Genomic DNA, 9,820 nt, shown 5'->3' with positions numbered 1-9,820 from the left:
CGACCGGGGCGGCGACGTGGGCGCCGAGCGCGGTGAGCACGTCGAGGGCGCGGGCCCGCCGGACCTGGCTGTCGGACGCGGGCGGGAAGCGGGCGACGGCGCAGGGCCAGGCGGCGGGGGTGAAGGCGCCGGAGAGGTCGGCGAGGACGGTGACGTCGTCGGGGCACATCTCGGCGGGGCTGAGCAGCACGGTGCCGTGCCGGCGGTGCAGGGTGTCGCGCCAGGTCTCGTCGCTGACGATGTGCAGGCCCTCGGCGACGGCCGCCTCGCAGGCCTCGCGGACCAGCTCGGGCGGGGCGACGGTGGCGGTCGGGTCGTCGGCGACGGAGAGCAGCAGCACGGCGGGCCGGCCGCCCTCGGCCCGGACCCGGCGGACGGTCTCCAGGAGGGCGTACGGATCGGGCACGCCGCCGCACTCGGCCGGGGTGGGCACGTGGTACGCGGGCCTGCCGAGCAGCCGGGCCTGCGGGGTCCACCAGGCGGGGCAGGGCCGGGGCATCAGGACGTCGCCGTCGTGGGCGGCGAGCAGGGCGAACAAGAGCGGCTGGGCCCCGGGGGCGGCGAGCACGTCCTCGGCGTGCGCGTGCAGCCCGCGCCGACCCCAGTAGCCGGCGGCGGCCTCGCGCAGCACCGGCCCGCCGCCGTACGGCTCCGTCTCCGCCCGCCCGGCGGCCGCCGCGAGCACTCCGGCGAGCGACTCGAGCACGGGCAGGCCGGACTCCGGGGCGAGCGGCCCGTAACGCACCGGCCCGCGCCCTTCCGCCGCCGCCTGACGCATGGCGTGACCTCCCGAGCGACGCTCCGTGACGTAGTCCCACGCCCCTTTATACGGAGATATCACCCATTCCGCCGCCGGAGGGCGCGACCGGGCGACAGGCGGACTGAAACTGGCGTCCACATAGCAAGATATAGATCTCACCATGCGGCCAAGCGGCGCTACGGTGATCACACCACTTCACGAGCACGAGCGAGAGGGAGTCCGGCCATGACGCATCCGTCCCCGGCGAAGGAGACCGCCGTCTACACCCATGGGCACCACGAGTCGGTGCTGCGCTCGCACAGCTGGCGGACCGCCGCCAACTCCGCGGCCTATCTGGTGCCCGAACTGCGGCCGGGGATGGACGTCCTGGACGTCGGCTGCGGCCCGGGCACGATCACCGCCGACCTGGCGGCGCTGGTCGCCCCGGGACGGGTGACCGCGGTCGACGCCGCGCCGGACGTCGTGGACAAGGCCCGCGCGGTCGCCGCCGAACGCGGCCTGGACAACGTCGAGTTCGCGGTGGCCGACGTGCACGCCCTGGACTTCCCCGACGACTCGTTCGACGTGGTCCACGCGCACCAGGTGCTGCAGCACGTGGGCGATCCGGTGCAGGCGCTGCGCGAGATGCGGCGCGTGTGCCGGCCGGGCGGCGTGGTCGCGGCGCGGGACAGCGACTACGGCGCGTTCGCCTGGTTCCCCGAACTGCCCGCGCTGGACGACTGGTCGAGGCTGTACCACGCGGTCGCCCGGCACAACGGCGGCGAACCGGACGCCGGGCGGCGGCTGTTCTCCTGGGCGCGGGCCGCCGGCTTCACCGACGTCACGACCTCGGCCGCGACGTGGTGTTTCGCCACCGAGGAGGAGCGGGCTTGGTGGAGCGGCCTGTGGGCGGACCGCACGACGGCGTCGGTGTACGCGGAACTGGCGGTGGACGGCGGGCACGCAACTGCCGTGCAGCTGGCGGAGATCGCCGAGGCGTGGCGGGAGTGGGGCCGGCAGGAGGACGCCTGGTTCATGGTTCCGCACGGCGAGATCCTGTGCCGGGTGCCGTAGCGCCGCGGACCTGACTAGGCTCGTCCGCATGGAGATTCTGGGTACCACACTGCGCATCTGCGTCGACGACCTCGAACCGGCCGTCGCCTTCTACGAGCGGCTCACCGGGAGCCAGGCCCTGCGCTTCGAGCGCGGCGGCGTGTCGGTCGCGGCCATCGACTGCTTCCTGCTGATGAGCGGCCCGGAGGAGGAGCTGGAGGTGCTGCGGAAGGTGACGGCCACGATCTCCGTCCAGGATGTGGACGCGGCGTTCGCCGCGCTCACCGAGACGGGCGCCAAGATCGTGGCCGGCCCGGTGCCGACCCCGGTGGGCCGCAACCTGATCGCGGTCCACCCGGACGGCTCCGTCTTCGAGTACGTCGACCGCCGCGCGGCCGCCTGACCTCAGACGTCCCCGCCCGGGCCCCCGCTACTCGCCGTGGCCCGGGCGCATGCGGAACTCGTAGGCGTCCGGGACGGGTTCGTCGGTGAGAGCGGACCAGAGCTCACCGAGCACCTCGGCCCCCTCACGAAGGTCGGCCACCTCGAAGCCCGCGTCGTACACGGCGCGGGCCTCGGCCGTCCGGCCCTCGGCGAGCAGCAGGCGGGCCTCCAGGAAGCGGAACGCGCCGCGCTCCCGGGCCGGTCCGGGCAGCCGCTCCCACACCGCCCGGGCCTCCTCGGTCAGGCCCTGGTCGACGAGAACGGTCAGGGCCTCGCGTCCGAGCGCGGCCCGCTCCGTGTCGCCCGCCCCGGCGGCGCACAGGTCGTCGAAGGCCTCGACGTACCGTTCGGCGGCGCGCTTCGGGTGGCCGCCCTCCTGCTCGGCGACGGCCAGACAGCGCAGCAACGGCCAGCGGGCGTCGGCACGTTGCAGCCCGCGCTCCCAGCTTCGCACCGCCTGCGCCAGATCGCCGGCGTGCCACTGGGCGACGCCGAGGTGGTACTCGGTGGCCGGGTCGGCCGGCGCGGTCTCCAGCATGTCCCGCCAGGGGGCGGCGACCAGCGTCGGGCCGGGCGACGGCTCGCCCGCGCGCGGGCCGGGCAGCACGCCGGTGCGCAGCAGCTCCAGCCAGGGCTGCTGTTCGGGCCCGAGGGACGCCGGGTCGAACGGAGTGCCGGGCAGGTCGAGTTCGGCGCGCAGCACCTCCAGCGCGCCCCAACCCGAGCCGGTGGCCAGGCTCTTGACGGGTGCGGCGTCCGCTCCGGTCCGCCGCCACGCCTCGTGCGCCGCGTCCACCGCAGACCGCGGCAGTACGGCTTCGAGGCCGCGCTCCACGGTTTCCCGGGCTGCCGCCCAGTCCGCTCCGTGCACGGCCGCCGGGTCTGCGACGAGCGGTCCGTACGCCTCCAGCCAGCTCAGCTCCTCGCCGGGCTCCATCGTCAGGTGCTCCAGCTGGGTGCGGGCGAGCCCGGCCTGGATCTCGGCGTAGCCGGGCGTGCCGGGCTCGGTGAGCCACTCCTGCCAGCGCCTGCCCCCGCGGCCCGCGCCCCACAGGAACAGCTTGCGGCCGCGCAGCCGGTCGGTGGAGGTCTGCACGAGGCCCGCGCCGGTCTCGTCGAGTGCCGCGATCCAGCGGCGGGAGTCGTCGGGGACGTCGTAGAAGTAGTCGGCCGGGTGCGGTCCAAGCGCCGGGTACGTGCGGTCCGCGCCGTCGAGGACGGGCACCGGGACCCGGCTCAGGGCCCGTTCGTAGCCGGTGGGGGTGCCTCCCACGCCGTTCAGGCTGTGGGGGAGCCAGGCGCGGTCGGCCGGGGCGAGCACCCGCCGGTCCTCGGGCACGGCGGTGTTGGACCACCAGTAGACGGCGGCGGCGCGCGGGTGCGGATTGCGGATGCGGACCGCGACGTACAGGAAGTCGGAGTCCGCCGGCAGCCAGAGGTCGACCTGGAAGGGCAGGTCCCGCAGCCGCTCCCACTCCCACAGCCGGACCATCTCCCCGCCGTCGGGCGCGGGCACGACGGCGGCGTGCAGCGGGGCGCAGGACAGGGTGGTGTGGCCGCGCGCGCCGATGTTCCACTCGATGCCGCCGGAGAACCACGCGCCGTTGAGCGCGAACGCGGCGGGCTGGAACACCGGGTTGCGGTAGACGAGTTCGCGTCCGGTCGGCTTGTGGTGCAGGGAGTGGATTCGGCCGCCGAGACCGGGCAGGACCGTCGCGCGCAGGCGGTCGTTCTCGATCACGATGGTGTCGAGGGTCAGCGGCGCGCGCTCGCGTCCGTAGCCGTCGCGCAGCGGGGCGGGCAGCAGCGTGCGCAGCGGGGCGTGGCCGAGCTGCCGGGCCATGTCGCGCGGGAGGTCCGCGGTGTCGCGCGGGTCGACGACGGCATGGCTCCGGTCGAGCGTGCGGAGGGCGGGCAGGGGGTTGTCCGGGCCGAGCGGAGCGCCGGGGAGGGTGAGTTCGGCACGTCGTACGGTCGTCATGTCGACCATGGAACACGCCGGTCGCCGCCCAGGCCAGGGGTCCGACCCGGCGGAAATTCCGAGGTCGGCCGGGCGACACGTCCGTAGGGTGGGTCCTTTCCGTGCCGGACGACGTGAGGACGCGAGAAATGAGCACGCAGCACACCTACCGGGTGATCGTGCGCGGCAGGTGGGACGGTCTGTCGGAGGAGAGCCGGGCCCGGCTGCTCGACGAGGCGGACGATCACGGCCTGTCGGCGATGCAGTTCACGCAGGAGGGCGCGCTCGCGTACGACCGGACGCTGAAGCACTTCTCGTACCGGATCGTCGTGCACTCGGACGCGACGGACGGCGAGGAGATGGCGGCGGCGCTCGCCGAGGACCGGGTGGAGCGCGCGCTGAAGGAACTCGGCTACGGCTACCGGGAGTTGAAGTCCACCGTGACCGACCTGGACACCATGAAGATCAACTACAAGCGCCGCTGAGCGCCTGCGCGTCCGCGGTGATCGCCCAGCGTTCGTGGTCGCGCCACGCGCCGTCGATGAAGAGCAGCGCGGGCGAGAAGCCTTCGAGCCGGAAGCCGGCCCGCACGACGAGGGCGCGGGAAGCGGCGTTCCCCGGCTGGATGTCGGCCTCAAGTCGGTGCAGAGCTGGGGGTCCCCCCACGCCGCCAGGCGTAGGGGGAGGGTCGAAGGCATGCCGGAGCACCAGCCCGAGCCCCTCGCCGAGCAGCCCGCGCCCGGCCGCGTGGACGAAGGCCCCGTAGCCGAGGGCACCGCTCAGCAAGCCGCCGAGGACGATGTTGTTGATGTTCACGAACCCGGCGATCCGGCCCGCCGCGGCCCGCTCGCAGACCAGGAACCCGAGCCGCGCGGGGTCCTCGTCCAGGGTCCGCCGGTACCTCGCGTACTCCTCGGCGGTCTGCGGCGGGAACAGCCAGGGCCGGTGCAGCGCGCGGCTCGCACGGGCGGCGGCGGTGAACTCCTCGGCGTCGTCGGCGGAGTAGGTCCGTAGCGCGACGCGGGGGCCCACGGCGACGTACGCGTCGAGATCGTCGGAAGCGTGGTCGCCGGAGGCGTGGTCGTCGGAAGCGCGATCGCCGGGTACGTGATCGCCGGGTACGTGATCGTCGTCGTCCGGAACGTGATCGTCGGGCATGGTGGCCGGGCTGCGGTGAGCCGCCTCAGCGGCGCGACGTGAGGACCCGGGACGGGCACCGCTCGGTCTTCTTCACGACGCCGAGCGTCACGCTGCCGCCCGCCCCGCCGCTGTCGCCAGCAGCCGGGTACTGCGTGCAGACCCTCCAGCGCGGCGGCCACAGCACCCGCCGGTCCCCGCCGCTCGCGTCGTGCACATGCACCCGTGTGCGGTGGTCGAGCGCCGCGAAGGCCCGCATGAGGCTGTGCCCGGTGAAGTCCGGCATAGGCCGCGGCGGTGCGCCGGGCTCGGCCTCGTCCGCCGCGCCGGTCTGCTCGGCCGTACCGGCGACGACCGCCGCGAGGGCGAGGACCGTGACCGCGCAGACCTTCGCCGCGCGCCTCACCGCCTGCTCCGTCGCGTCGCCCCGTACCAGCCGCAGATCGCCCCGAGCAGAGCGGTCCCGAGCAGGGCCAGGTACAGCGGCATCGTGACCTTGGGGACCAGCAGCCGGATCTCGACCCGGGTGGTGTTCTCGAAGATCAGGACGAGCGTGAGGACGACGAGGACCGCGATCGCGATCCGGCCCGCGGTGACGCCCCCGCGCCCCGCGCCCGTTGTCTCCTTGGGACCCATGCGTGTCGCCCTCTCGTCCGTCCTGCGCCGCCGCCCCCGTGGGACCAGGATGGAGGGATCCGGTCCGCACGGGGGCGGTGGGAGGGCCGTACGGGTGAAGCCACCCGGCGGCCGGTCGACGGGGCCGGGGGCCCGTCAGTGGTGGACGAGCACCGGCTGCGGCTCCTCGGCCGGCGTCTCGGCCGGGTCGGGCCGCTGGATCAGGAACGCGGTGACGACGCCGGTGCCCAGCAGCGCCAGGGCCGTGTACATCGCGTGCTGGTAGCCCGCCTGGGTGGGGCCGCCCGCGTCGCTGCCGGCGGTGATCATCGCGGAGGCGAGGGCGATGCCGAGCGACGCGCCGATGCCGAAGCACGCGCCGTTGAGGCCGGAGAGCGAGCCCGGCTTGTCCTTCGGGGCGGTGGTGACGGCGAGGCCGTTGAGGCCGGTGAGCATGAAGCCGCCGTATGTGACGCCGAGCGCGGCCAGCGAGGCGATCAGGATCCACTCGTTGCTCAGGAAGAGCGTGGCGAGGAGGAAGATCGCGAAGTTGGCGACCGCGCCGGTGACCACGATCCTGCGCCAGCCGATCTTCGGGCCGAGCCGGCCGGTCAGCGGGGCGGAGATCACGCCGATGAGCTGGATCGGGGTGAGGAAGAGGACGGCGGCGGTGACCGCCGAGAGGCCCAGGCCGACCCGAGCGTCCTGCGAGAAGAGCGGGATGGTCAGGGCGATCGCGCCGAACGCGCCGCCGAGCGTGCAGACGGTGGTCAGCAGCAGCGGCCAGGCGCGACGGGAGGCCAGCACCTCGATGTCGATGACCGGGTTCGGGGCGGACTTCTGCGAGACGACGAAGAAGATCAGCGAGGCCAGGCCGCCGAGCAGGAAGCCCACGGTGAGCGGGGAGGTCCAGCCCCAGGCGGTGCCCTGGGCGAGGCCGACCAGGATGCCGGTGAGGCCGAGGGCCAGGGCGGCGATGCCGCGCGAGTCGAAGCGGGCGTCGGCAGTGCCGGCGGCGGTCTCGGCCGCGGTGTCGGGGACGTACTTCCGGACGCCGACCAGGCCGGCGACGGCGATCAGGGTGGAGCAGACGAAGATGCCGCGGAAGCCGATGGTGTCGGCGATCTGGCCGCCGGCGATGGCGTCGACGCCGGCGAGGCCGCCGTTGACGGCGGTGATGATGCCCGCGGCCTTGCCGAAGCCGGCCGGGGTGAGCAGCTGGTTCAGGGTGAGGAAGGCGAGGGTGAACATCGCGGCGGAGATGCCCTGGAGGATGCGGCCCGCGATGAAGATCTCGATGTTCGGCGCGAAGACGCAGAGCAGGTTGCCGAAGATCAGCACGATCGCGCAGACGATCATCATGGGCTTGCGGCCGCGCTGGTCGCTGAGCCGGGCGATGGTGACCTGTCCGATCGCGGCCATCAGGAAGAACAACGTCTGCGAGAGGCCGGCGGCCGCGGTGGTGGTGCCGAGGCGCTCGATGACGTCCGGCAGCGCGGGGCTCAGCATCGTGGCGTTGATCTGGTAGCCGAGGACGGCCAGCACCATCGCCAGGAGCATGGGCCCACGGCCCGCGAGATCGGATCGGGTGGACATGTCGGGCCCCTTTGCCTCGTCCAGGTCGGAGCTTGTCAGACAAGCTGTGCCCGGACAGGGTGTGTTCTACGCGCGTAAAACGTCAAGCCGCGCTGGTGTGGGATCCGTAACCGCGTTGCCCGTCGGCTTCGGGTGGGCTTAGCCTGCCCGTCACTTGCCCGACAAGTGGGACGAGGAGGGGCAGTGGCAGTCAGCGCAGGAACGTCCGGCACCGGAGCCGGCAACGGGTCCGGGCAGCGGCGGCGGCCGGTTGTCGTGCTCTACGAGCGGATCGCGGACGCGATCCACGACGGCACGTACCCGCCCGGCTCGACGCTGCCCTCCGAGCCGCGGCTCGCCGGCGAGCTGGGCGTCAGCCGGCCCGCGCTGCGCGAGGCGCTGCTGCTGCTCCAGGAGGACGGGCTGCTCACCGTGCGGCGCGGGGTCGGCCGGACCGTCAACGACGCCCCGCCGCGGCGGGGCTTCGAGCACGTCCAGCCGCTGGAGGAGCTGATCGGGGCGGGCGCGCCGCTGCGCGTACGGACCCTGCTGCGGGCGGTCGAGGAGCCGACCGACTTCACCACCCAGCACCTGCTGGCCCCGGCCCGCGCGGAGCTGCGGTTCTGGGAGTCGCTGCTGACCGGCGAGGGCACGGCGGCGGCGCTGAGCCAGGAGTGGGCGGCCACCGACGACGTCCTCGTTCGGGCGCACCCCGCCTTCGCCGAGGCCCTGCGCGCCGCGCCGGAGCGGACCTCGATGCTCGCGGTCCTGACCGCCGCCTCCCGGGACGTACGGCTGAGCGGCCACAGCACGGTCACGGCAACGCTCCTCGGCCACCGCCGCGGCGAGCAGCTGTCCCGCCCGGCCGACACCCCGGCGGTCCTGGTCACCCAGGTCGTCCGCGTCGACGACATCCCGATCCTGGCCGCGAAGCACATGCTCCCGACGGGCGCGCCAGCGCTCCCAGTGGTCCAGACGAACTGACCCCCGCTCCCCCCGTCATGGTTAGTCGTTCCTCCCCCAGACTTCGTCCGGGGGGGGGACCCCCAGGGCGGGACGACTGCCCACACGGGGGCGAGTGGCAGGCGGGACGGCTGCCCGGACCCGGGGGGCGTGGCGTACACTTCCGCGCCATGCACTTGTCTGACAACCTCGCCGCCTCCGCCACCACCGTGGCCGAGTGGATCCGCCGCGCCCCCAAGGCCGTGCTGCACGACCACCTGGACGGCGGCCTGCGGCCCGCCACCATCGTCGAGCTGGCCCGCGCCTGCGGTTACACCGCGCTGCCGACCGAGGACCCGGCCGAGCTCGCGGTCTGGTTCCGGGACGCCGCCGACTCCGGCTCGCTGGAGCGGTACCTGGAGACCTTCGCCCACACCTGCGCGGTGATGCAGACCCGCGAGGCCCTGGAGCGGATCGCGGCCGAGTGCGCCGAGGACCTGGCGGCCGACGGGGTCGTCTACGCCGAGATCCGGTACGCCCCCGAGCAGCACCTGGAGGGCGGGCTGACCCTCGACGAGGTCGTGGAGGCCGTGAACGCGGGCTTCCGCGAGGGCGAGCGCCGCGCCGGCGGCCGGATCATCGTCCGCACGCTGCTCACCGGCATGCGGCACACCGACCGCTCCCTGGAGATCGCGCAGCTCACGGTCGCGCACCGGGACAACGGCGTGGCCGGCTTCGACATCGCCGGCGGCGAGATCGGCAACCCGCCGGCCCGCCACCTCCCCGCCTTCCAGCATCTGAAGCGGGAGAACTGCCACTTCACCATCCACGCGGGCGAGGCCGTCGGCGCGGAGTCGATCCACGAGGCCGTGCAGGTCTGCGGCACCGAGCGGATCGGCCACGGCGTGCGGATCACGGACGACATAGCCGAGGACGGCACGCTCGGCCGGCTCGCCGCGTACGTGCGCGACAACCGGATCGCCCTGGAGGTCTGCCCGACCTCCAACCTCCAGACGGGCGCGGCGAAGGACTACGCCTCGCACCCGATCGACGAGCTGCGCCGCCTCGGCTTCCGGATCACCCTCAACACGGACAACCGTCTGGTCTCCGGCACCACCATGAGCGAAGAGTTCCAGCACATGGCGGACGCCTTCGGCTACGGCCCGGAGGTCTTCGAGGAGTTCACGGTCGCCGCCCTGGACGCCGCCTTCCTGCCGCTCCCGGACCGGCAGCGCCTGATCGACGAGGTCGTCCGCCCGGGCTACGCGGCGCTCGCGGGCTAGGAAGCGACGCCGCCTCCGACCGGCTCCCGGCCGTGGCCAGGACCGGGCGGAGGCGGACCGGCCGCGCCTCGG

The 9,820-nt window shown here is 74.0% G+C and carries 11 protein-coding genes; 5 read left to right on the top strand and 6 right to left on the bottom strand.

Translation table 11 applies throughout. The annotated features are described in order from the left end of the window. Positions 1–778: aminotransferase class I/II-fold pyridoxal phosphate-dependent enzyme (locus tag VIU94_RS38255; protein ID WP_331919115.1), on the bottom strand; the 778-nt coding region annotated here is incomplete at its 3' end. 207 nt (positions 779–985) lie between these two features. On the opposite strand from VIU94_RS38255, the gene VIU94_RS38250 reads away from it, so the two are divergent. Beyond that, the gene (locus VIU94_RS38250; RefSeq protein WP_331919113.1) at positions 986–1,813 is read left to right on the top strand and encodes a class I SAM-dependent methyltransferase; all 828 of its coding nucleotides are present in this window, start codon (positions 986–988) and stop codon (positions 1,811–1,813) included. Between the two features lie 28 nt (positions 1,814–1,841). Next, the gene (locus VIU94_RS38245; RefSeq protein ID WP_331919111.1) at positions 1,842–2,195 is read left to right on the top strand and encodes a VOC family protein; all 354 of its coding nucleotides are present in this window, start codon (positions 1,842–1,844) and stop codon (positions 2,193–2,195) included. 27 nt (positions 2,196–2,222) lie between these two features. Here VIU94_RS38245 and VIU94_RS38240 read toward each other — a convergent pair whose 3' ends face one another. After that, positions 2,223–4,217, bottom strand: coding sequence for a DUF5107 domain-containing protein (locus VIU94_RS38240; protein WP_414721077.1), 1,995 nt, complete (start codon positions 4,215–4,217; stop codon positions 2,223–2,225). 128 nt (positions 4,218–4,345) lie between these two features. Here VIU94_RS38240 and VIU94_RS38235 point away from each other — a divergent pair, with 128 nt between their 5' ends. Further along, positions 4,346–4,681: a DUF6204 family protein gene (locus tag VIU94_RS38235; RefSeq protein ID WP_331919107.1), complete on the top strand. Its 336-nt coding sequence runs from the start codon at positions 4,346–4,348 to the stop codon at positions 4,679–4,681. Here VIU94_RS38235 and VIU94_RS38230 read toward each other — a convergent pair. The 4 genes from VIU94_RS38230 to VIU94_RS38215 form a co-directional block, all read right to left on the bottom strand. Next, complete coding sequence (locus VIU94_RS38230; protein ID WP_331919105.1) at positions 4,662–5,354, bottom strand: GNAT family N-acetyltransferase; 693 nt, start codon at positions 5,352–5,354, stop codon at positions 4,662–4,664. The genes VIU94_RS38235 and VIU94_RS38230 overlap by 20 nt on opposite strands. 25 nt (positions 5,355–5,379) lie before the next feature. Beyond that, entirely contained in the window at positions 5,380–5,739 is a 360-nt protein-coding gene (locus VIU94_RS38225; RefSeq protein ID WP_331919103.1) for a hypothetical protein, read from the bottom strand. Next, positions 5,736–5,969: a lipopolysaccharide assembly protein LapA domain-containing protein gene (locus tag VIU94_RS38220; protein ID WP_331919101.1), complete on the bottom strand. Its 234-nt coding sequence runs from the start codon at positions 5,967–5,969 to the stop codon at positions 5,736–5,738. The genes VIU94_RS38225 and VIU94_RS38220 overlap by 4 nt, the downstream gene beginning before the upstream one ends. 135 nt (positions 5,970–6,104) lie before the next feature. Continuing rightward, on the bottom strand, positions 6,105–7,544 hold the full coding sequence (locus VIU94_RS38215) for an MFS transporter (RefSeq protein ID WP_331919099.1): 1,440 nt from the start codon (positions 7,542–7,544) through the stop codon (positions 6,105–6,107). A gap of 183 nt (positions 7,545–7,727) precedes the next feature. Between VIU94_RS38215 and VIU94_RS38210 the strand changes: the two genes are divergently transcribed. Further along, positions 7,728–8,507, top strand: coding sequence for a GntR family transcriptional regulator (locus VIU94_RS38210; protein ID WP_331919097.1), 780 nt, complete (start codon positions 7,728–7,730; stop codon positions 8,505–8,507). 149 nt (positions 8,508–8,656) lie between these two features. Further along, positions 8,657–9,748 (top strand): adenosine deaminase, encoded by a 1,092-nt coding sequence (locus VIU94_RS38205; protein WP_331919095.1) that lies wholly within the window; start codon positions 8,657–8,659, stop codon positions 9,746–9,748. Positions 9,749–9,820 lie beyond the last annotated feature (72 nt).

This window comes from Streptomyces sp., assembly GCF_036566765.1.
Taxonomy (GTDB): Bacteria; Actinomycetota; Actinomycetes; order Streptomycetales; family Streptomycetaceae; genus Streptomyces.
This window is presented reverse-complemented; position numbering and strand designations above follow the sequence as displayed.

Bases quoted from the DNA above. Each gene is read 5' to 3' on its own strand.
- VIU94_RS38250 (WP_331919113.1), top strand. From the start codon at position 986: ATGACGCATCCGTCCCCGGCGAAGGAGACCGCCGTCTACACCCATGGG.
- VIU94_RS38205 (WP_331919095.1), top strand. From the start codon at position 8,657: ATGCACTTGTCTGACAACCTCGCCGCCTCCGCCACCACCGTGGCCGAG.
- VIU94_RS38235 (WP_331919107.1), top strand. From the start codon at position 4,346: ATGAGCACGCAGCACACCTACCGGGTGATCGTGCGCGGCAGGTGGGAC.
- VIU94_RS38240 (WP_414721077.1), bottom strand. From the start codon at position 4,217: ATGACGACCGTACGACGTGCCGAACTCACCCTCCCCGGCGCTCCGCTC.
- VIU94_RS38230 (WP_331919105.1), bottom strand. From the start codon at position 5,354: ATGCCCGACGATCACGTTCCGGACGACGACGATCACGTACCCGGCGAT.
- VIU94_RS38245 (WP_331919111.1), top strand. From the start codon at position 1,842: ATGGAGATTCTGGGTACCACACTGCGCATCTGCGTCGACGACCTCGAA.
- VIU94_RS38215 (WP_331919099.1), bottom strand. From the start codon at position 7,544: ATGTCCACCCGATCCGATCTCGCGGGCCGTGGGCCCATGCTCCTGGCG.
- VIU94_RS38220 (WP_331919101.1), bottom strand. From the start codon at position 5,969: ATGGGTCCCAAGGAGACAACGGGCGCGGGGCGCGGGGGCGTCACCGCG.